Source organism: Marinilactibacillus sp. Marseille-P9653 (assembly GCF_916618885.1).
Classification (GTDB): domain Bacteria; phylum Bacillota; class Bacilli; order Lactobacillales; family Carnobacteriaceae_A; genus Marinilactibacillus.
This window is the reverse complement of the sequence record NZ_CAKAKH010000001.1, coordinates 1,520,398-1,542,930: the sequence shown is the minus strand read 5'-3', so window position 1 is coordinate 1,542,930 and position 22,533 is coordinate 1,520,398. Positions and strand designations below refer to the sequence as shown.

Sequence of the window (22,533 nt, the reverse complement as noted above, 5' to 3'; positions counted from 1 at the left end):
GAAAAGAGGAAGTTCATGGAACAAGATCCAGGAAATAAACAACCTAAAAAAGTCAGTTTGACGACTTATATTCTTTCGTTAGTTGTAGTATTGGTCGTAGGTATTGCAGGAACTAGTCTGGCCGTTAGAGGATCAGATGAGCAGTCAGAAAGCACGATTAGTACACAACCAGAAATGCAAAACCAATTACCAGATGAATTAATACAAGTTGAAGAACTCTATTCAGTGCTGATGGAGAATTATTTCGAAGAAATTGATTCTCAAGTGCTGATTGAAGGTGCACTTGAAGGTATGGCTGGTTCAATCGGGGATCCCTATACGGAATACCTAGATGTCAGTGAATCAACTTCTTTACAAGAAAGTACTGATGGGGAATTTGAAGGAATTGGCGCAGAAGTTATGAAAGAAGGAGAATTTGTTCGAATCGTTTCTCCAATAGCTGGCTCACCAGCAGAAGAAGCAGGACTGCAGGCGAATGATATGATCGTAGAAATTGACGGTGAATCAGTAGCAGAATTGTCCTTATCAGATGCAGTAGCTCTAATCAGAGGACCTAAAGATTCTGAAGTGACCATTTTACTTCAACGTAGCGGTGAAGAGTTTACCGTAACCTTGACTAGGGATGCTATTCCTGTAGAATCAGTCGTTTATGAGATGGACAGCAATAATCCATCGATTGGTCATATTCGTATTACGAATTTCAATCGACCAACATATGAAGAGCTTGTTAATGCTATAGAAACTCTAAAGGAACAAGGTGCCGAAAAGTATGTATTTGACGTTCGGAGTAACCCTGGCGGCCTTCTAGATAGTGCTTTACAAATTTCCAATATCTTTGTTGAAGACGGCAAACCATTGATGCAGTCTCAAGGCAGAGGCGAAGAGCCGTTTGTCTACCTTGCAGATTCTGAAAATCTTGGAGAGTACAAGTTTGAAGGCGAGGCGGTGCTGCTTATTAACGAAGGTAGTGCAAGTGCGTCTGAAATTATAGCAGGTGCGCTTAGTGAATCGGCGGGCATTCAATTGATCGGACAAACAACATTTGGTAAAGGTACAATACAAAACGTTGCACCGATTGTTGATGGCGAAGGCGAAGTGAAATATACGACAGGTAAATGGTTGACAGCTAATGGCGAGTGGATTCATGAAAAAGGGATTGCTCCTGATATTGAAGTCGCAATGCCTGAATATCAGAACTTACTCATTGTGAATAGTCAAGAAACTTATCAAATAGAGGATAGCTCTGAAGAGGTTGCCAACTTGAATGCTGTTCTTGAAGCACTTGAATATCCAGTAGGAGACTCTGGGGACACGTTTACAGAAGAAACGCAATCCGCTGTCAGAAGTTTCCAAGAAGATCATGAATTAGAGGTTGATGGTATTGTTACTGGATCTACGGCTACAAAACTCGTTGAAGCTTTGAGAGCCTTGATCGAATCAAATGACACACAATATGAAGAAGCAGTAAAAATCTTAAATGAAGAATAAAGACTCGAAGCGATTTATGAATTTATAAATCGCTTTTTGTCTGAATAAGATAAGGGTTACAATCAACAGATGACTGTACAATTAAAAATGGCTTGATAAAAATGGAAAATATGAGCTATAATAAGTTAATCAATCATTTCAATTACTTTATTCAGAAAGAGGATGCATATGCAAGAAAGTCTTAAAAAATTAAGACGTAAGCGCATCGCGAAAGTCTTGTTTGGCCTCGTTTTAGTCGGTGCCTTTTTAAGACTTTATATTTTAATACCTACAGATGTTACTGGAATATCCATGTATCCAACATTTGATTCAAATGATAAAGTAGTGATGTCGACCGTATCTTCAATAGAACGATTCGATATTCTCGTGTTTACAGATCCGATGAATAAAACGGTTGTTAAAAGGGTTATAGGACTGCCTGGAGAGTCTATACGGTATGAACAAGATCAATTGTACGTGAACAATCAAGTCGTAGCAGAACCTTTCTTTGACCGTGATGAGATTAATGAGGAGCCTGGACTTTGGACTTCAAATTTTGATCTTATTCAAACAGGTGATCAGAGAGTCCCTGAAGGCGAGTATTTTTTAATGGGAGACAATCGTCGTTATAGTTATGATAGTCGTTTTTATGGTAGTATATCCAGTGAATCAGTTATAGGTAAAGTTGTTCTGCTCTATTATCCCTTCGAAAGAATAGGATGGCATTGAACCAATTTTTGAAAAATCCCTATATCATTATGTTAGAGAGAAGGTTGATTAATGAGTGATCAACAATACGAAGAAACCAATTACGAACCTAGAAAAAGTAAGCATGACAAAAAAGCTAAAAAACCCGAGAAGAAACGCACATTTTTTCAAGAAGTCATTAGCACGTTACTGTACATTGCTGTTATAACCGGCTTGATACTGCTCTTTCAAACGTATGTCTATACCTTTGTTAGCGTGGAAGGCGAATCGATGGCGCCGACGCTTGAAGAGGGAGATAAACTTTTACTCAGCAAGATCGGGGAAGTTGAACCTTTTGATATTATCGTATTTCCCGCACCAGACGAACCTGAAAAACAATATATTAAAAGAGTCATTGGTGTCCCTGGAGACGAAATAAGATATAGCAATGATACGCTTTATGTGAACAACGAGGAAGTTGAAGAACCTTATCTTGAAGGGTTAGAAGAACTGGATGCTCCTGTTATTGGAGGAACTATCAACGAGTTCTCACTTGAATCTCTTCAAGGTGTTCAGACGGTACCTGAAAATGAGTTTTTCGTTATGGGTGATAATCGCGGAAATTCTAGAGATAGTCGTTATTTTGGTTTTGTGCCAGAAGATTCGGTTACTGGTATAACAAACTATAGACTATTACCTTTCGAACACTTTGGCCGTATTGATAATAACGATTAAAGCAAAAAGATAGTTGGTAAATGAAGGGAGACCTTCTGTACCAACTTTTTTTCATGAAATAAGCTAATTCATGATACACTGATAATAGATAATGTGTTAGGAGAAAAATAATGACAATACAATGGTACCCAGGTCATATGGCCAAAGCTAAAAGACAATTTCTTGAAAAACTTAAGTTAGTAGATGTGGTATTTGAACTGGTTGATGCTCGAATCCCTTATTCAAGTCGAAACCCTGATTTAGTAGATATGATTGGAGATAAGCCAAGAATCACCATATTGATGAAAAGCGATTTAGCTGATATGAAAAAAGTTAATGAATGGATCAGATATTACGAGTCTCAAGGCATTTATGCAATTTCCATCAATGCAAAAGAAGGTCAGGGGATGAAAGAAGTCATCAAACTGGCTAAAGTAGCGCTGACTACTTTTTTTGAAAAAAGAGAGAAAAAAGGGTTAAAACCACGCGCAATCAGAGCCGTATGTGTAGGTATTCCTAATGTTGGGAAATCTACTTTGATTAATCGCTTCGCTCGTAAAAATATTGCTCAGACAGGTAATAGACCTGGTGTAACAAAATCACAGCAATGGATTAAGTACGGTAAAGAGCTCGAATTATTGGATACTCCAGGTATTTTATGGCCTAAATTCGAAGATCAAGAAGTTGGCAAACGATTGGCTTTAACAGGGGCAATTAAAGATGCCTTATTGAATCTTGACGATATTGCACTTTTTGGAATGGATTACTTGGTTCAACATTACCCAGGGGCCTTATCATCTCGTTATAAATTTGATCAAGAACTTGAAAAAGGAATGGAATTACCGGAATTATTAATGGAAATTACACGACTAAGAGGCTTCAAAGAAGACTATGAACGAACAGCACAAGCATTGATATATGAGCTAAGAGACGGTAAGTTAGGTAGAATCACTCTTGAAACACCGGATGACATATTTACGGAAAGTGATGAAAATGAAGAAGCAGACAATTAAGGAAATCAAACAGCAACTTGATTTAATAAATGATCAAGACGATCCTCTTTTCCGTGAACTTTTAAAAGATGACCGTAAAGGTGTTCAGAGTGCCATTAAAAAATGGAAAAAAGATCAGGAAAGTCAGCAAAAGCTTTTAAAAGACTATCAAATAATGTCTAAATTTGAAGAAGCGGCTAGAAATCAAGGAGCTTCTTTTATCGCGGGAATTGATGAAGTCGGAAGAGGCCCTCTGGCAGGTCCTGTCGTAGCAGCTGCTGTTATATTAGATCCAGATCAGCCAATTATCGGACTGAATGATTCAAAAAAGCTTTCTCTATCCACTAGAGAAAGACTTTTTATTGAGATAAAAGAAAAAGCAATCGCTTATAGCGTGGGCCAAGTTGATGCTAAAGGAATTGATGAGATCAACATTTATCAAGCCAGTAAACGTGCAATGGAGATGGCGGTAGCGGATTTACCCATTGAACCTGATTATTTGTTAATTGATGCAATGAAACTGAATAGTCCTATAGCTCAAGAAAGTCTGATTAAAGGAGATGCACGTAGTGTTTCGATCGCAGCCGCTAGTATCTTGGCAAAAGTGACTAGAGATAAAATGATGGAAGCTTATCATGAGCAATATCCCGGATACGGATTGGATAAAAATGCTGGTTACGGTACAAAACAGCATTTAGAAGGGTTGGACTTACTAGGAATCACACCCATCCACCGACTATCTTTTGCACCAGTAAGAGAAAGACAGGAGTTTCGTTAAGTTAAAATTTATCAGTCAGTATATATAAGTAAGAAGCTTCTGAGTAAGTTTCTACTATTATATAAGGAGTGTGTATACTTGAACGATTATCTAAGTCTCTCAGAAACGTGTTTTATATTAGCTCACTACACAAAATGGACGATTAAAGAAAAATGGTGTTTTTTAAATGAGTTTTACCAAGAAGACCCGATTTTTCAAGACACGTTCAGACAATATGAGAAGCTTTCTGAAAAAAAGAAGGCTTCTTTTTTTGAATTCAAATCCAATTTTGATGTTCATAAACAACTGCACTCTTTAAAAAGTTATGAGGTATCATACGTGTCGGTAGATGATCCTTCTTATCCATTTATGTTAAAAGAAATTTTCTTACCACCACTGGTTTTGTTCTATAAAGGAAGCTATGATTGGTTATCTTCTAATATTGTAGGAATTGTTGGTGCAAGAGAATGTACGGTATATGGACAAAAAAGTGTAGACACACTCGTACCGGAACTCGTTAAACAAGGGATCACGATTTCAAGTGGATTGGCTAGAGGAATAGACACCCGAGCGCATGAAGCGAGTATACGTGCTCGTGGCCAAACGATTGCGGTTATCGGTACAGGCTTAGATCGGTATTATCCGGGAGAAAATCAACGATTACAGAGGAAAATTGAAAAAGAGCAGTTGATCTTATCAGAGTTTCCTTTAGGAACTAGGCCACTCAAACACCATTTCCCACTGAGAAATAGAATTATCTCGGGAATCAGTTCTGGTGTTATCGTCATTGAAGCCAAAAAAAGAAGCGGGAGTCTGATTACTGCCTATCAGGCACTAGAGCAAAATCGAGACGTTTACGCTGTCCCCGGATCGATTTTTGAAGAACGATCTGCTGGAACAAATGAATTGATCAAAATAGGTGCAAAACTGATAACATCAGCTAATGATGTAATAGAGGATATAAACTTTTAAACGGTCATTTTTCATGAGGGATAGATGGACCCTTTAACTTTTTTTGATCTTGCAAGTTGACAAACCCTATTCGTATAGCATATGATGAGTAACGATTCTTTCATAATGAAAAGAATATGGCATTAGAGGCAAAATATTAACGGATATCAACGGTTAAATCGTGCCATTCCAAACTGAATCATCTAGTTTAAATCTTACAAATCAGAGCTAACGAAAGGGGCCGTTCATTTGGCTTATAAATATTTGGTCATTGTGGAGTCACCAGCTAAAGCAAAAACAATTGAAAAATATCTTGGTAGAAATTATAAAGTAGTAGCGAGTTTAGGTCATATCAGAGATTTGCCTAAAAGTAGAATGGGTGTAGATTTTGAAAACAACTATGAACCTGACTATATTACGATACGAGGCAAAGGCCCGGTTATTAAAGATCTAAAAAAATACGCAAAAAAAGCTGAAAAAGTTTTTCTCGCAGCCGATCCGGATCGCGAAGGAGAAGCAATCGCCTGGCATTTGAGTTATTTATTAGATTTGCGAGACGATGAGAAAAACCGAGTTGTATTCAATGAAATTACCAAAGATGCTGTTAAAAATGCGCTCAAGAATCCGAGAGATTTAGATGAAAATCTAATCGATTCCCAGCAAGCTAGACGTGTTCTTGACCGTATTGTAGGATACCAAATCAGTCCTCTTCTATGGAAGAAAGTGAAACGTGGATTAAGTGCAGGGCGTGTTCAATCGGTAGCACTTAAGATCATTTGTGATCGAGAAGATGAAATCAAGCAATTCAAACCAGAAGAATACTGGACAATAGATGGAAACTTCATCAAGTCTCGTAAGAAATTCAAAGCAAGTTTTTATGGTGTGGATGGAAAGAAAAAAGCGCTAGCTGATCAATCAGAAACTCAGACCGTACTTGAGCGCATCAACAAAGAGGAACCTTGGACCGTTAAGAAAGTAACTAAGAAGGAACGTAAAAGAAATCCTCAAAATCCTTTTACGACAAGTAGTCTGCAGCAAGAAGCAGCAGGAAAACTGAATTTTAGAACGCGTAAAACGATGATGGTTGCACAACAGCTCTATGAAGGCATTTCTTTAGGTAAAGGTGGCTCTGTTGGTTTAATTACCTATATGCGTACAGACTCAACTCGTCTGTCTGATACAGCAAAAGCAGAAGCGACACAGCTGATTCACGATGACTACGGCGAAGAGTATGCAGCAGTGAAGGCTCGCGCTGTTAAAAACAAAGAAGGGGCTCAGGATGCTCATGAGGCCATCAGAGCGACTAGTGCAATGAGAAGACCAGAAGACATCAAGCAGTATCTTAGCAAAGATCAATACAAGTTGTATAATCTGATTTGGTCAAGATTCATTGCAAGTTTAATGAAGCCAGCCATTTATGACACTATGAGAGTTGATTTGGAACAAAATGGCGTGATGTTTAGAGCAAACGGGTCAAAAATCAAGTTTGACGGTTATCAAATCGTCTACAAAGATTCTTCCAGAGAAAAAGATAATATTTTACCTGAAATGGAAGAAAATGATGAAGTATCACTAGACACAATTGAACCCGAACAACACTTCACGCAGCCACCAGCAAGATTCAGCGAAGCGACACTAATCAAAACGCTTGAAGAAAATGGTGTAGGACGTCCATCAACATATGCACCAACTCTGGAAACCATTCAGCGTAGATATTATGTAGCGCTTAAAAACAAACGGTTTGAACCTACTGAACTAGGTGGAATCGTTAATGAAATGATCAAAGAGTTTTTCCCGAATATAGTAGACGTAAACTTTACTGCAAAAATGGAAAAAGATCTCGATTCAGTTGAAGAAGGAAAGATTGAATGGGTAGAAATTATTGACCAGTTCTACACACCTTTTAAAGAAGAAGTTGAAAAAGCTGAAAAAGAAATTGAAGAAGTCGAAATTGAAGATGAACCCGCTGGCTTTGACTGTGAAAAATGTGGTCATCCAATGGTGATCAAAATTGGACGCTACGGCAAATTTTATGCTTGTTCTAACTTCCCTGACTGTCGTAATACAAAACCCATCGTCAAGAAACTTGAAATCACTTGTCCACTTTGTAAAAAAGGGGAAGTCGTGGAAAGAAAATCTAAGAAAAACAGAATTTTCTACGGGTGTGACCGTTATCCAGACTGTGAATTTACTTCTTGGGACAAACCGGTAGGTAGAAGCTGTCCGAAATGTGATCATTTCCTAGTAGAAAAAATCACTAAAAAACAAAGCCAAGTTAAATGTTCTAACTGTGACTATGAAGAAGAAGTTCAAAAATAAATTTTAGACGTTTTGATCGTAGACAAATAAGTCATTTGCTGGTTCAGCACACGACTTATTTTCTACTTTCGGCGTCTTTTTGCGTCCGTTCTTCTTATACGAAAATTTATAGAAATGTGTTAAACTGTATGAGGAAGAATGTAGGAGGTAAGTCCAGTGGAGCGAAATTTAGTTACTTTGTTTATGAACTATCTGATTCATGAGCGTCACTATTCAGATTTGACAAAAAAAGCCTATCTTGAAGATATAGAAGCCTTTTCTTCTTTTTTGAAAGAGAGTGGAAATGATGATTTACTGGCAGTTACATTACCAGATGCTAGAGTTTATCTTGGCTACTTGAATGATCGCGAATATTCTAGAACATCTATTTCCAGGAAAATTTCTAGTTTAAGAGCGTTCTATCAATTTCTGCTTAACAATGAGCTAGCTTCGGATAATCCCTTCTCTTATTTGAATATGAAGAAAAGAGGGTTAAGATTACCCACCTTTTTCTATAGTCAAGAGATGGAAAAGTTATTTGAAGCAGCTGTAGGAACGAAACCTCTGGATTACCGAAATATTGCGATACTAGAAGTTTTATATGGTACGGGGATTCGTGTCAGCGAGTGTACTGGGTTGAAAATGGAAGATGTGGATTTTGACATGGGTGTTATGCTAGTCAAAGGAAAAGGGAACAAAGAGCGATATGTGCCTTTTGGCCATTATGCGTCCATTGCCCTTCAGGAATACATTGAAGTGACCCGAAACGTCATCATGGCAAAGTATGCTAAAGATCATGACTACTTGTTTATCAATCATCATGGCGATCAAATTACTCAAGCAGGTGTACAATACACACTGAATCAGATTCTTAAAAAGAGTACGTTAACTTCTAATATTTCACCACACATGTTGAGACATACTTTTGCCACGCATCTCTTGGATAATGGTGCAGATATGAGGACCGTACAGGAGTTACTTGGCCATAAAAGTTTATCATCTACTCAAATTTATGCACATGTTACAAAAGAACATCTGCAGTCGGACTACCGAAAGTACCATCCTAGAGCTTAAACAAATCGATTCTAAGTTATAATGGAGGAAAATCATGGTTGAATTTCATGCAACAACGATATTAGCAATACAGCATAACGGAGAATCCGCTATGGCTGGAGACGGACAGGTCACAATGGGTGAACAAGTCGTTATGAAAGGAACTGCGCGTAAAGTTCGTAAGATCTATAACGGAGAAGTTCTTGTCGGATTTGCTGGTAGTGTAGCAGATGCATTTACACTCGAAGAAAAATTCGAAGGTTATTTGAATCAATATAACGGACATTTGATGCGCGCTGCAGTGGAGCTTGCACAAGAATGGCGTACAGATAAAATGATGAAAAACCTTGAAGCGTTATTAATTGTTATGAATAAAGACGAAATGTTGCTGATTTCTGGTAACGGAGAAGTGATCCAACCAGATGATGGTATCCTTGGAATAGGATCAGGAGGAAACTTTGCATTGTCTGCAGCAAGAGCCTTGAAACAATACGGAGGACCGCTATCGGCTAAAGAAATCGCTGAAAATAGTTTAAATGTTGCGGCAGATATCTGTGTCTTTACAAACCATAATATTATTTCAGAGAAATTGTGAGGAGACCCTAATGAATTCTAAAACGGACTTGAAACCTAGAGAAATCGTAGAAAAATTGGATAAGTATATCGTTGGACAAAAAGAAGCTAAAAAAGCTGTTGCTGTCGCTTTGCGTAATCGTTACCGTAGATTGAAACTGGATGACGATATGCAAAAAGAGATCACACCTAAAAATATCTTGATGATTGGGGCAACGGGTATTGGTAAAACGGAAATTGCCCGTCGTCTTGCAGATATTGTTGATGCACCTTTTATCAAAGTAGAAGCCACTAAATTCACAGAGGTTGGATATATTGGTCGTGATGTAGAATCTATGGTCAGAGATCTTACAGAAGCAGCCGTACAACTTGTTCGTGAAGAGCAACGAAGAAATGTTCGTGGGAAAGCAGAAAATAAAGCGATTGACCGTGTAGCCAAGGCGCTTGTACCAGGGATTAAACAAGAGAAGAAGAAACAAGATCCTAATCCTTTGGCAGGTATGTTTCAAAGCATGGGCGTAGACCCAAGCCAACTATATGCTGATCAAACTGAAGAAACAGAGACCATAACAGCTGAAATCTCGACTAAACGAGACGAATTGACCAGGCAAATCAAAAAAGGTCTATTAGATAGTAGAGAAGTAGAAATCAAAGTGGATGAAAAGAAAGCTGCATCTAATCCTATGAGTGCTCCTTTAGAACAGATGGGGATTGACCTTTCGGATACATTAGGTCAGTTAAAACCAACGAAAAAAGTTAAAAGAAGTGTAACCGTAAAAGAAGCTGTAGAAATTTTTACTGAAGAAGAAGCGGACAAGCTCATTAACCAAGAAGACATCCACGCAGAAGCCGTTCACTTAACTGAGAATGCAGGAATCATCTTTATAGATGAAATTGATAAGATTACATCAAAAGGTCAAAATAACAGCGGACAAGTTTCAAGAGAAGGTGTCCAAAGAGATATTTTACCGATTGTTGAAGGCTCTAGCGTGAAAACAAAATTTGGTACAGTGAATACGGATCATATCTTATTTATCGGTTCAGGCGCTTTCCACGTTTCAAAACCAAGTGATCTGATACCCGAATTACAAGGACGCTTCCCGATTCGCGTTGAATTAAATGATCTTACAAAAGACGATTTCGTTAAGATTCTTACAGAGCCACATAATGCTTTGATTAAACAATATCAGGCTTTATTAGATACCGAAAACATCAATGTAATCTTTACAATGGAGTCTATCGAAAGAATCGCTGAAATTGCTTATGAAGTGAATGAATCAACGGATAATATCGGAGCTAGAAGATTGCACACCATTCTTGAGAGACTACTAGAAGAATTGTTGTTTGAAGCTCCTGATATGCAAATGGGCGAAGTGAAAATCACTCAAAAATATGTGGATGATAAGATTGGACATATCGTTGAGGATAAAGATTTAAGTCGCTACATTTTATGATAGGCCAGAATGATGCTATTGCTGAAAGGAAATCAGATTAAATGAGTAATGAAGCCTTTTTACAAAAAGTAAAAGAATTAAATAAACAGGCTAATGTTAAAGAATGGGCAAAGTATATTCTTTCTAATAATTCAAATGAAATAGACTTTCCATTGAAAAGCATCTCATTCGCCCTGGGTAAAATACTGGATGCAAATATTTATATTGTTAACGCGGAAGGTCATTTACTGGGGTATCATGAAAGACATCGTGTGAATACGCAAAGAGTTAGAAACTTGATCGAAAATAAGATGTTTCCTTATAACTATATTCAAAGGTTATCAAATGTTACGGAAACAACGTTGAATGTGAAAATCGATGATAATTTGACGATTTTTCCTGTTGAAAAGAGAGCCTATTATCCAGAAGCAATGACGAGTGTTATTCCGATTGTATTATCTGATGATCGTTTGGGGACCCTACTAGTAGGAAGGGTTCAAGATGAGATTGATGATGTAGCTGCATTGTTTGTTGAACATGCAGCTTCAATGATTGGTTTAGAAATCGCTTTGGAGTATGGGAAGAATGAAGTAGAAATAGAAAAACAACTTTCTGGAGCAAGGTTGGCTATTTCCACTCTTTCGGTCACTGAAGTCAAAGCACTTAAAGGCGTTTTCTCTCAAATCAATACCGATAATCAGGAAACCATTCTGACTACCTCAGAAATCGCTGATAAAATCGGTGTAACGCGTTCTATCGTCGTTAATGCTCTACGTAAGCTAGTATCTGCTTCGGTCATAGAGCAGCGCTCTATGGGAATGAAAGGGACCTATATCAAAGTTCTTAATCCTATCTTCTCAAAGACATTGTTTTCAGATCAGGATCCATCAAACTAAAGAAAAGAAGCCTTTTCCAAAAATAAGGAAAGGCTTCTTTTCTATTTGAATAATCGTGATCATGATTTATTCTTTTTAAGACCAAAAGGCACTTTACTTTCCGAACCATTTTTTATACGAACAATATTAGAACTATGTCGAACGATCACAATGATCATAGCGATCCAAGCAATCACAGTGAATAACGGATCTCCCAGAAAAAGAGAAGCAATTGCGGCAATGATCACAGCAATGATGCTCGCAAGACTGACCATGCTCGTAATATATAGGGTTGATCCCCAAATAGCAGCTAAACAAAGGAGAAATAAAGGTTGCGCGCCTAGTGCAATACCTGCGCTCGTTGCTACTGCCTTGCCGCCTTTGAACTTAGCAAATATCGGAAATACGTGCCCGATTACAGCAAACAAACCAACGACCATAGGGTGGACATTACTCCCTAGCCATAGTGGCAATAAAGCCGCAATGGTTCCTTTTAGAATGTCCATCACTAAAACGATTGTACCGGCGGTTGCTCCAAGAACTCTATATGTATTGGTTGTTCCTGAATTCCCGCTCCCATGTTCACGAATATCTGTTTTAAAAAATAGTTTACCGATCCATACACCTGAAGGAATTGATCCCAGTAAATATGCCAAGAGAAACATAAGTGTTTCTATCAAGGTCTTCACTCCTTAACTAACCAATTTATATCTTTGTCTATCATACCACGTATCAGAATAAAGGAAAAAGAAATTTTATCGTAATCTGCATATTGATTATTTGCTTAAAAAAATATAAAGTTAGAAACTGATTTGAAAGAAAGATTCACTTTTAAAGCTAAAAAGGATGTATTCGGCACATATGTTCTTCACAAAAACGCTGACTTTATGGTAAGATAAATATGCTTGCTTGAAACAGAATGGGAAATTTTCCTATTTTCTTGTAATTAGATCAGTAGCTTCTTCAAATATATTTGAAGAATAGAAATATAAGGAGTGGCTAGAATTGGCTAAAAAACCACAATATGATGATGCATCGATCCAGGTATTAGAAGGATTAGATGCAGTTAGAAAAAGACCTGGTATGTATATTGGGTCAACGGATTCAAGAGGGTTACATCACCTTGTCTATGAGATTGTAGACAACTCGGTTGATGAGGTACTAGCTGGATTCGGGACTGAAATATCCGTTAAAATCAACAAAGACGGTAGTATCTCTGTCTCAGACGACGGTAGAGGGATGCCAGTGGGCATGCACGCTTCCGGCATACCAACGATCCAAGTTATCTTTACCGTGCTACACGCAGGCGGTAAATTCGGTCAAGAAGGTGGCTATAAAACCTCAGGAGGACTCCACGGTGTTGGTGCTTCTGTTGTTAATGCACTATCAGAATGGCTGATTGTAGAAGTCGTACGTGAAGGTACCTTATACACTCAAAGATTTGAAAAGGGTGGAAGACCTGTTGGAAAACTGAAACAAGAGAAAGTTGCTAAAAGAAAAAATGGTACGACAATTCATTTCAAACCAGATACAGCGATCTTTTCGACTGTTGATTACTCTTACAGTTTGTTATCAGAACGCTTAAGAGAATCTGCCTTTCTTTTAAAAGGGTTAAAAATTACGCTAACAGACGAAAGAGATGGTCATGAGGATACTTTCCATTACGAAGAAGGTATTAAGGAATTTGTTCATTATATCAATGAAGAAAAAGATACATTGACACCGATTGCTTATTTTGAAGGCGAAAATAACCAGATTGAAGTTGAGTGTGCTTTCCAATACAATGATGGATACTCAGAAAGTGTCTTAAGTTTTGTCAATAATGTTCGAACAAGAGATGGCGGAACGCATGAAATCGGAACGAAAGCGGCAATTACAAAGACTTTCAATGAATATGCCCGTCGAACAGGACTTTTGAAAGAAAAAGAGAAAAATCTTGAAGGGACAGATGTAAGGGAAGGCATCGCGATTATTATTTCTGTTCGAATCCCTGAAAACATCTTACAGTTCGAAGGTCAGACTAAGAGTAAGTTAGGAACAACAGAAGCGAGAGCAGCTTGTGATACGGTCGTTTCTGAGCAATTAAATTTCTACCTTTCAGAAAATGGCGAAATGAGTCAGCAGATTGTCAGAAAAGCGATCAAGGCTCGAGAAGCTCGTGAAGCTGCCAGAAAAGCCAAAGAAGAATCAAGAAACGGTAAGAAAAAGAAACGAGAGACTTTGCTTTCTGGGAAGTTAACACCGGCACAAGGACGAAATGCTAAAAAGAATGAACTGTATCTTGTAGAGGGTGATTCCGCAGGTGGTTCAGCTAAACAAGGAAGAGACCGTAAATTTCAGGCGATTTTACCCCTTAGAGGTAAGGTTATCAACACTGAAAAAGCGAATATGCAAGACATTCTGAAAAATGAAGAAATCAGTACAATGATTTATACGATTGGAGCAGGAGTAGGACCAGAATTTGATATCAAAGACTGTAACTACGATAAAATCATTATTATGACCGATGCGGATACGGATGGCGCGCATATCCAAGTCTTGCTTTTAACCTTCTTTTATCGCTATATGAAACCACTGATTGAGCAAGGTAAAATCTACTTGGCCTTACCTCCTTTATATAAAGTTTCTCAAGGTAAAGGGAAAAATGAGAAAACAGATTACGCTTGGACGGACGAAGAACTTTCTGTCACATTGAAAAACTATGGTAAAAATTATATTATCCAACGGTATAAAGGTTTAGGAGAGATGAACGCTGATCAGCTTTGGGAGACCACTATGGACCCAGATACTAGAACGCTGATTCGAGTGACCCTTGATGATCTTGCACAAGCAGAACGTCGCGTATCCGTCTTGATGGGTAACAAAGTAGATCCAAGAAGAAAATGGATTGAAGAGAATGTGGAATTTTCTTTGGAAGAAGATGGAAGTATTCTGGAATCGACTAACATACTGGAAGAGAATGAACTGAACTCTTAACAGCTAGAAAGGTTTGAAGAACTGAATGTCAGAAGAAAGAGTAGAAATTCAAGAATTGACATTAGAAGATGTTATGGGCGACCGTTTTGGACGTTATAGTAAATATATCATCCAAGAGCGTGCACTCCCAGATATTAGAGATGGACTAAAGCCAGTTCAGCGTAGAATACTCTATGCAATGTTCTCGGAAGGGAATACCCAAGATAAAGGCTTTAGAAAATCAGCTAAGACTGTCGGGAATGTTATTGGTAACTATCACCCCCACGGAGATAGTAGTGTTTATGATGCAATGGTAAGACTAAGTCAGTACTGGAAAATGCGTGAGCCGTTAATAGAAATGCATGGGAATAACGGTAGTATGGATGGTGATCCACCAGCAGCTATGCGTTACACGGAAGCGCGACTTTCTAAAATCGCAGATGAATTGCTGGCTGATATCGACAAAGAAACAGTGGAATTTGTACTGAACTTTGATGATACAACACACGAACCGACTGTATTACCTGCAAAATATCCTAACCTCCTTGTAAATGGAGCTACAGGAATCTCAGCAGGTTATGCAACCGATATTCCTCCGCATAATGTAGGGGAAGTCATCGATGCAGCCATCTACTTAATTGGTAAACCTAAAGCATCGACACAAGATTTGATGCAATACATTAAAGGTCCTGATTTTCCAACAGGTGGGATTATCCAAGGTGTTGCTGGCCTGACATCAGCGTATGAAACAGGTAAAGGCAAAATTGTTGTTAGATCCAAAACGGAGATTGAAACTGTTCGTGGTGGAAAACAACAAATTGTGATCACTGAGATTCCTTACGAAGTAAACAAAGCGAATATGGTTCGTAAAATGGATGAAATCCGAATCAATCGTAAAATCGAAGGAATTGCAGAGGTACGAGATGAGTCAGATCGTACCGGTTTAAGAATCGTTATTGAATTAAAAAAAGAAACAAATGCAGAAGGTATTTTGACATACCTATTTAAAAATACGGATCTTCAAATCTCTTACAACTTAAACATGGTTGCCATTGATGAAAGAAGACCTCAACAAGTAGGCTTAAAACAAATCCTGAGTGCTTACTTGGATCATAAACGCGATGTCATTTTGAAACGTACGCAGTTTTTACTTCGTAAAGATCAAAAAAGAGAACATATCGTTGCTGGTTTGATTAAAGCCATTTCAATTCTTGATGAAGTCATTAGAGAAATCAGGAACAGTCAAAACAAATCAGATGCAAAAAACAATCTGAGTACGAAATTTGAATTCACTGAAGCGCAAGCCGAAGCGATTGTGAGCTTGCAGTTGTATCGTCTGACAAATACAGATATTACCCAACTTCAAAAAGAAGAAGCAGAGTTACAGAAACGCATCAAGCAGTATAGAGAAATTCTTGAGAGTGAAGCTAAGTTAAATGCTGTGATGAAAAAAGAATTAAAAGAAACGCAGAAAACGTATCGTTCAGATCGTCTGACTTCTATTGAAGAGAAAATTGAAGAACTGAATGTGGATACAGAAGTTCTAATTGCTGAAGAAGATGTGATTGTTTCCGTAACTAAAGAAGGGTATTTGAAACGAACCAGTCTAAGATCTTATGGTGCGTCAGAACCTTCAGAAATTGGATTGAGAGAAGGCGACTATCCGGTCTTCGCTGAAAAATTAACGACGCTACAGCAAATTCTGATATTCACAACAAAAGGAAATGTCATCAACCGACCCGTTCATGAACTTCCAGATGTTAGATGGAAAGATTTAGGTCACCATATTTCCCAATCCATTACGTTGAGTCAAGACGAAAAAGTTTTGGCAGTCTATCATATGAATGAGTTCAACGAATCGCACAAATTTGTTCTAATTACCCGAGAAGGTTATATTAAACAAACGACTGCGAATGAATATGAGGCGAAAAGAACGTATCGTACGAGATCAGCAAATGGGATCAAGTTAAAATCAGAAACAGATCGATTAACGGCGGTCTATTATATCGATGATCAAGATACAAGAGACGTTTTCCTAGTCACGAATCTTGGCTTCGGTCTGAAGTATGGTCTAGATGAAGTTTCTATTGTCGGGGCAAATGCAGTCGGTGTTAAATCAATGGATCTTAAAGAAGAAGATTATATTGTCTCAGGTACTGTCTTTAAACGTGACCAGAAACAATCTAACGTACTACTCGTTACCCAACGTGGGGCAGTTAAGAAAATGAACTTATTGGACTTTGATTCAATTTCAAGAGCTAAGCGTGGGTTACATGTGCTGAAAGAATTGAAGAAAAATCCGCACCGGATTACTTTGATGATAGATGTTCACGACAACAACGATTCTTATACAATCATTACAGATAAACAAAAAACTTTTGAGCTGACACCAAAGGCTTACAAAGTGAGCGATCGTTACAACAATGGTTCATTTTTACTAGATGAAACCTCTGATGGCGTTCCGGTAGATTTTAAAGTGAATAATATCGTTGAGGTAGATACCTCTTCCGATGAAGCTGAAAAGAAAGCTTAATGATCAACTAAAAAAGACGTGCCTATGAGTGAAATCATAAGCACGTCTTTTAAATTGTCATATTATTTACCGTTATAAGCCTGTTTGTATACTTCAGCCAATTCTTTCACAAGAGGCAGTTTGGGATTTGCTGTTGTACATTGATCTTCAAAAGCCCGTTCAGCCAGACTATCCACTAATTGATCGAAAGCTTTTTGATCAACATTGTTTTCTTTTATACTCATAGGGATAGCCAATTGTTCAGCTAATTGATAAATCGCATTGATTAAACTATTGACACCTTCTTCTGTTGTAGATGAAGGTAAACCAAGTGCTTTAGAAATCTCAGCGTAACGTATGTCAGCTATAAAGTGTTCATATTTAGGGAATGAAACAAATTTAGTCGGTTTTTTGGCATTATAACTGATGACGTGTGGTAGTAAAATCGCATTTGCTCGACCGTGGGCAATATGGAACGCTGCACCTAATTTATGTGCCAAGCTATGGTTGATTCCTAAGAATGCATTGGCAAAAGCCATACCCGCTATTGTAGAAGCGTTGTGCATTTTTTCTCTAGCTTGTTCGTCGCTGCCGTCACGGTAAGCTTTTGGAAGATATTCGAACACAAGTTGTATTGCTTTAATCGCAAGCCCATCAGTATAATCATTTGCCATATTTGATACATAGGCTTCTATCGCGTGCGTTAAGACGTCCATTCCAGTATCTGCAGTTACAACTTTTGGAACACTCATAACAAATTGTGAGTCAATGATCGCCACATCAGGGGTTAGCTCGTAATCTGCTAGCGGATACTTGATATTGTTTTCATTGTCCGTAATGACTGCAAAAGAAGTGACTTCAGAACCTGTACCAGAAGTTGTTGGAATCGCAACGAATTGTGCTTTTTCACCAAGTTTAGGATATTTATAGACACGTTTTCTAATATCCAGGAATTTTTGTTTTAAACCATTGAAGTCAGTGTCTGGGTGTTCGTAAAAAAGCCACATGCCTTTAGCAGCGTCCATAGGAGATCCTCCACCTAATGCAATGACGACATCGGGTTGGAAGGCGCGCATAGCTTCTGCACCGCGAAGAACCGTTTCTTTAGAAGGATCTGGTTCGACATCAGAAAACACTTCGCAGTGAACATAGTCAGGACGTTTTCTTAAATTGTAAAGAACTTTATCTACGTAGCCTAATTTAACCATCATTGGGTCTGTTACAATAAAAGCTCTTTTGATATCTGGCATTTTAGACAAATACTGGACAGAATTTTTTTCAAAGTAAATCTTAGGTGGTAATTTGAACCACTGCATATTATTGGTTCGATTTGCACGTTTTTTGATATTGATCAAATGCGTTGTCCCCACGTTTGTAGAAACAGAGTTTCCACCATAAGAACCACAACCTAGTGTGAGTGAGGGAAGGTAAGCGTTATAGATGTCTCCAATTGCACCTTGAGAAGAAGGGGCATTAACAATCAGACGGCCAGCTTTCATTCTTCTTTCAAACTGTTCAATCACTGTTTCATCCAGAGAATGAAGAACAGCTGAGTGTCCGATACCACCGTATGCCAGCATTTCTTCAGCTTTTTTCAGTCCTTCTTCTGTACTATTCACTTTATATGCTGCAAGAACAGGACTAAGTTTTTCTCTAGATAATGGATACTTTTTCCCGACACCTTGTAGTTCGGCAATCAGAATTTTCGTATCTTCTGGAACAGAAACGCCTGCTAGTTTAGCTATGTCATAAGCAGATCTTCCAACCACAACGGCATTTAAGCCACCGTCTTCTGTAACCATAAAGGTTTCAATTTTTTGTCTTTCTTCACTGGATAAGAAGTAGCAACTGTTTTCTGTCATTAACGCTTTAACTTCTCTATAGATTTCCTTATCGATGATAACTGCTTGTTCTGAAGCACAAATCATACCGTTATCAAACGTTTTTGAGAGAATCAAATCATTAACGGAACGTTTGATATTGGCAGTTTTTTCAATATAACAAGGAACATTTCCAGCGCCAACGCCTAAGGCAGGTTTTCCGGAACTGTAAGCTGATTTGACCATTCCAGGACCACCTGTAGCTAGAATTGTTGCGACGCCATTATGTTTCATTAATGTCTGTGTTGCTTCCACAGAAGGTGTGGTGACCCATTGTATACAATGCTCAGGAGCACCAGCTTTTACGGCAGCTTCGTAAACGGTTTTAGCTGCAGCCACACTGGAACGTTGTGCAGAAGGGTGGAAAGCAAAAATAATTGGGTTTCCTGTTTTGATTGAGATAAGTGATTTAAACATTGTAGTAGAAGTCGGATTGGTAACCGGTGTTACACCTGCAATTACGCCAATCGGCTCTGCAATGGAAACCGTACCTTCATGTTTATTTTCCTCAATAATACCAATTGTCCGATCATTTTTAATGCTGTGATAAACATATTCTGTTGCAAATAGATTTTTGATGATCTTATCTTCATAGACACCACGCTGAGTTTCTTCAATCGCCATTTTAGCCAAAGACATATGGTTGTTCAAACCTGCCAGGGCCATTTGTTTAACAATTTCATTGATCTGTTCTTGATCGAGCTGGGATAGAGATAGAAGTGCTTGTTGAGCATTGTCCACCAACACATCAATCGTACTTTCGACAGTAGGTGTGGGCATTTCTGTTTGTTTGACGGAAACTAATTGAACCATAATTAAAACCTCCATATTTTTATGTGAAATTGTGAGCAATAACCTTTAAAAAAAACTCTTTACTTCCCCTTGGTAATTAAGTTTACAGGATCGAGTAAAGTAAAACTTGTTTACAAGCTGACTATAGCATATCAATAATCACAATGGTCAACTGAAATGTGTCTATTTTGTGAATAAAAACACAATTGTAGAATTGTTCCTTATATGTTTTCGAAAAAAACAATAAACTAGTTCAATGTTTCACTTGTTGAGAAAGTTTATATGTGATATATTGAGCTTGAAAAAATCAGAATGTAAAGGAGTCAATATAATGGAAAAACAAGAAGTAGAATCAAAAAGATTTGATCATTTTTGGAAGGGCTTTAAGGGTAGTAGCTGGAAAGAAGCTATTGATGTTAGAACGTTCATACAAATGAATTATCAACCTTATGACGGAGATGACTCATTTCTAGAAGACGCTACTGAAGATACAAAAGAATTATGGGCGCAAGTAATGGATTTAAATAAACAAGAATTAGATGCTGGAGGTATGTTAGATATGGATACTGAGGTTGTATCAACCATTACCTCTCACGGTCCAGGGTATCTAGCAAAAGAAAAAGAACAAATCGTTGGATTTCAAACAGAAAAACCTTTTAAACGATCTTTACAACCGTTTGGTGGCATTCGAATGATGGAACAGGCCGCGGAATCTTATGGATTCGAAGTGGACCCAATGCTGTCTCATGTATTTAGAAACTGGACAAAAACACATAATCAAGGCGTATTTGATGCCTATACTCCTGAAATCAAGAATGCCAGAAGAACGGGTGTCATTACGGGATTACCAGATGCATATGGTCGAGGACGCATTATTGGAGATTATAGACGTGTCGCTTTATATGGTGTCGACTTTTTGATCAAACAAAAAGAAAAAGATTTATTAAATTGTGGAAACGGTATGATGAGCGAGAAAGTCATTCGTCAGCGGGAAGAGCTCAGTGACCAGATCAAAGCCTTAGTAGAGTTAAAAGAACTTGGAAATATTTATGGATTTGATTTATCTATACCTGCTCAAAACACAAAAGAAGCTTTCCAATGGCTATATTTAGGCTATTTAGCAGCAATCAAAGAACAAAACGGTGCTGCCATGTCACTAGGGAGAACGTCAACTTTCTTGGATATTTATATTGAAAGAGATTTGAAAGCTGGTTTAATGACTGAAAAAGAAGTTCAAGAACTAGTGGACCACTTTGTTATGAAACTGAGATTAGTGAAATTTTCTCGAACACCAGAGTACAATGAACTATTTTCAGGAGATCCTACTTGGGTAACCGAGTCTATTGGGGGAGTAGGAATAGATGGTCGCCACATGGTCACCAAAAACAGCTACCGCTTCTTGCATACTTTAACAAACTTAGGACCAGCTCCGGAACCGAATTTAACCGTTTTGTGGTCAACTAGACTACCGAATACTTTCAAAGAATATTGTACAAAAGTTTCAATCGAAAGTAGCGCGGTACAGTATGAAAATGATGATATTATGCGCCAGGAGTGGGGAGATGATTATGGTATTGCCTGTTGTGTCTCTGCAATGCCAATTGGAAAACAAATGCAGTTCTTTGGAGCTAGAGCGAACCTGGCTAAAGCATTACTTTATGCCATTAATGGTGGCGTGGATGAAAAAACAAAGACTCAAGTAGGACCTAAATACCAGCCAATTACGAGTGAAGTGCTGGATTATGATATCGTTCTTGAAAAATATGATGAGATGCTTGAATGGTTGGCAGGGATGTATATCAATACATTGAACATCATCCATTATATGCACGATAAATACAGCTACGAACGGATCGAGATGGCCTTACACGATACAGATGTAGCAAGAACAATGGCAACAGGTATCGCTGGTTTTTCCGTTGCAATAGACTCCCTTTCTGCCATCAAATACGCCAAAGTCAAGACGATTAGAGATGAGCAGGGATTAGTTACGGATTATGAAATAGAAGGAGATTATCCAAAATACGGAAATAATGACGATCAGGTTGATCAGATCGCCATAGATCTTTTGAAAACCTTTATGAGTAAAGTGAAAAAGCACCCAACTTACCGAGATGCGAAACATACGACCTCTATATTGACGATTACTTCAAACGTTGTATACGGTAAAAAGACTGGTAACACACCGGATGGTAGACGAGAAGGCGTTCCTTTCGCGCCAGGTGCTAATCCGTTGCACGGTAGAGATACAAATGGAGCGCTAGCAAGTTTGAATTCAGTGGCTAAACTTCCTTACTCAGAGTCGCTCGATGGTATTTCCAATACATTTTCGATTGTACCAAAAGCGTTAGGTAAAGAGGATGAAACACAAAGAAAGAACTTGGCAATGATGCTCGATGGGTATGTTAAAAAAGGTGGACACCATCTGAACGTGAATGCTTTAAATCGTAAAACGCTAGAAGATGCTATGGAGCATCCAGAAGAATATCCGCAGCTGACAATAAGAGTTTCAGGGTATGCAGTGAATTTCGTGAAATTGACAAGAGAGCAGCAATTGGATGTTTTAAGTAGAACATTCCACGAAACAATGTAAG

Annotated in this window: 16 protein-coding genes; 14 read left to right on the top strand and 2 right to left on the bottom strand. The window is 38.2% G+C overall.

Annotated elements, in window-relative coordinates; genetic code table 11:
- Window positions 1-15 precede the first annotated feature (15 nt).
- The 11 genes from LG377_RS07530 (at window position 16) to LG377_RS07480 (ending at window position 11,821) form a co-directional block, all read left to right on the top strand.
- Window positions 16-1,488 carry a S41 family peptidase gene (locus tag LG377_RS07530; protein WP_225744065.1) on the top strand — a complete coding sequence of 491 codons (1,473 nt, stop codon included), beginning with the start codon at window positions 16-18 and terminating at the stop codon, window positions 1,486-1,488.
- 168 nt (window positions 1,489-1,656) lie between these two features.
- Window positions 1,657-2,196, top strand: a complete 540-nt coding sequence (gene lepB / locus LG377_RS07525) for a signal peptidase I (RefSeq protein WP_225744064.1) — start codon at window positions 1,657-1,659, stop codon at window positions 2,194-2,196.
- Between the two features lie 51 nt (window positions 2,197-2,247).
- Window positions 2,248-2,889, top strand: a complete 642-nt coding sequence (gene lepB / locus LG377_RS07520) for a signal peptidase I (protein WP_225744063.1) — start codon at window positions 2,248-2,250, stop codon at window positions 2,887-2,889.
- A gap of 110 nt (window positions 2,890-2,999) precedes the next feature.
- Window positions 3,000-3,881 (top strand): ribosome biogenesis GTPase YlqF, encoded by an 882-nt coding sequence (gene ylqF, locus LG377_RS07515; protein ID WP_225744062.1) that lies wholly within the window; start codon window positions 3,000-3,002, stop codon window positions 3,879-3,881.
- Complete coding sequence (locus tag LG377_RS07510; protein ID WP_225744061.1) at window positions 3,862-4,638, top strand: ribonuclease HII; 777 nt, start codon at window positions 3,862-3,864, stop codon at window positions 4,636-4,638. The genes ylqF and LG377_RS07510 overlap by 20 nt, the downstream gene beginning before the upstream one ends.
- Before the next feature lie 78 nt (window positions 4,639-4,716).
- Complete coding sequence (gene dprA / locus LG377_RS07505) at window positions 4,717-5,589, top strand: DNA-processing protein DprA (protein ID WP_225744060.1); 873 nt, start codon at window positions 4,717-4,719, stop codon at window positions 5,587-5,589.
- Window positions 5,590-5,817: 228 nt separating this feature from the next.
- Window positions 5,818-7,887, top strand: a complete 2,070-nt coding sequence (gene topA / locus LG377_RS07500) for a type I DNA topoisomerase (RefSeq protein WP_225744059.1) — start codon at window positions 5,818-5,820, stop codon at window positions 7,885-7,887.
- Window positions 7,888-8,043: 156 nt separating this feature from the next.
- Window positions 8,044-8,940 (top strand): tyrosine recombinase XerC, encoded by an 897-nt coding sequence (gene xerC / locus LG377_RS07495; protein ID WP_225744058.1) that lies wholly within the window; start codon window positions 8,044-8,046, stop codon window positions 8,938-8,940.
- A 34-nt stretch (window positions 8,941-8,974) separates the two neighbouring features.
- Window positions 8,975-9,514: an ATP-dependent protease subunit HslV gene (gene hslV, locus LG377_RS07490; RefSeq protein WP_225744057.1), complete on the top strand. Its 540-nt coding sequence runs from the start codon at window positions 8,975-8,977 to the stop codon at window positions 9,512-9,514.
- Between the two features lie 10 nt (window positions 9,515-9,524).
- Window positions 9,525-10,946 carry an ATP-dependent protease ATPase subunit HslU gene (hslU, locus tag LG377_RS07485; protein ID WP_225744056.1) on the top strand — a complete coding sequence of 474 codons (1,422 nt, stop codon included), beginning with the start codon at window positions 9,525-9,527 and terminating at the stop codon, window positions 10,944-10,946.
- 41 nt (window positions 10,947-10,987) lie between these two features.
- Window positions 10,988-11,821 carry a GTP-sensing pleiotropic transcriptional regulator CodY gene (locus LG377_RS07480; protein WP_225744055.1) on the top strand — a complete coding sequence of 278 codons (834 nt, stop codon included), beginning with the start codon at window positions 10,988-10,990 and terminating at the stop codon, window positions 11,819-11,821.
- Window positions 11,822-11,880: 59 nt separating this feature from the next.
- Here the strand turns inward: LG377_RS07480 and plsY are convergent, their stop codons facing one another.
- Window positions 11,881-12,480, bottom strand: a complete 600-nt coding sequence (gene plsY, locus LG377_RS07475; RefSeq protein WP_225744054.1) for a glycerol-3-phosphate 1-O-acyltransferase PlsY — start codon at window positions 12,478-12,480, stop codon at window positions 11,881-11,883.
- 325 nt (window positions 12,481-12,805) lie between these two features.
- On the opposite strand from plsY, the gene parE reads away from it, so the two are divergent.
- Complete coding sequence (gene parE, locus LG377_RS07470; RefSeq protein ID WP_225744053.1) at window positions 12,806-14,776, top strand: DNA topoisomerase IV subunit B; 1,971 nt, start codon at window positions 12,806-12,808, stop codon at window positions 14,774-14,776.
- Between the two features lie 25 nt (window positions 14,777-14,801).
- Window positions 14,802-17,288, top strand: coding sequence for a DNA topoisomerase IV subunit A (gene parC, locus LG377_RS07465; RefSeq protein ID WP_225744052.1), 2,487 nt, complete (start codon window positions 14,802-14,804; stop codon window positions 17,286-17,288).
- A gap of 62 nt (window positions 17,289-17,350) precedes the next feature.
- Here the strand turns inward: parC and adhE are convergent, their stop codons facing one another.
- Window positions 17,351-19,960 (bottom strand): bifunctional acetaldehyde-CoA/alcohol dehydrogenase, encoded by a 2,610-nt coding sequence (gene adhE, locus LG377_RS07460; RefSeq protein WP_225744051.1) that lies wholly within the window; start codon window positions 19,958-19,960, stop codon window positions 17,351-17,353.
- A 310-nt stretch (window positions 19,961-20,270) separates the two neighbouring features.
- Between adhE and pflB the strand changes: the two genes are divergently transcribed.
- Window positions 20,271-22,532, top strand: a complete 2,262-nt coding sequence (gene pflB / locus LG377_RS07455; RefSeq protein WP_225744050.1) for a formate C-acetyltransferase — start codon at window positions 20,271-20,273, stop codon at window positions 22,530-22,532.
- Window position 22,533: the final 1 nt, after the last annotated feature.

Bases quoted from the DNA above. Each gene is read 5' to 3' on its own strand.
- LG377_RS07530 (WP_225744065.1), top strand. From the start codon at position 16: ATGGAACAAGATCCAGGAAATAAACAACCTAAAAAAGTCAGTTTGACG.
- lepB (WP_225744064.1), top strand. From the start codon at position 1,657: ATGCAAGAAAGTCTTAAAAAATTAAGACGTAAGCGCATCGCGAAAGTC.
- lepB (WP_225744063.1), top strand. From the start codon at position 2,248: ATGAGTGATCAACAATACGAAGAAACCAATTACGAACCTAGAAAAAGT.
- ylqF (WP_225744062.1), top strand. From the start codon at position 3,000: ATGACAATACAATGGTACCCAGGTCATATGGCCAAAGCTAAAAGACAA.
- LG377_RS07510 (WP_225744061.1), top strand. From the start codon at position 3,862: ATGAAGAAGCAGACAATTAAGGAAATCAAACAGCAACTTGATTTAATA.
- hslV (WP_225744057.1), top strand. From the start codon at position 8,975: ATGGTTGAATTTCATGCAACAACGATATTAGCAATACAGCATAACGGA.
- hslU (WP_225744056.1), top strand. From the start codon at position 9,525: ATGAATTCTAAAACGGACTTGAAACCTAGAGAAATCGTAGAAAAATTG.
- LG377_RS07480 (WP_225744055.1), top strand. From the start codon at position 10,988: ATGAGTAATGAAGCCTTTTTACAAAAAGTAAAAGAATTAAATAAACAG.
- parC (WP_225744052.1), top strand. From the start codon at position 14,802: ATGTCAGAAGAAAGAGTAGAAATTCAAGAATTGACATTAGAAGATGTT.
- adhE (WP_225744051.1), bottom strand. From the start codon at position 19,960: ATGGTTCAATTAGTTTCCGTCAAACAAACAGAAATGCCCACACCTACT.
- pflB (WP_225744050.1), top strand. From the start codon at position 20,271: ATGGAAAAACAAGAAGTAGAATCAAAAAGATTTGATCATTTTTGGAAG.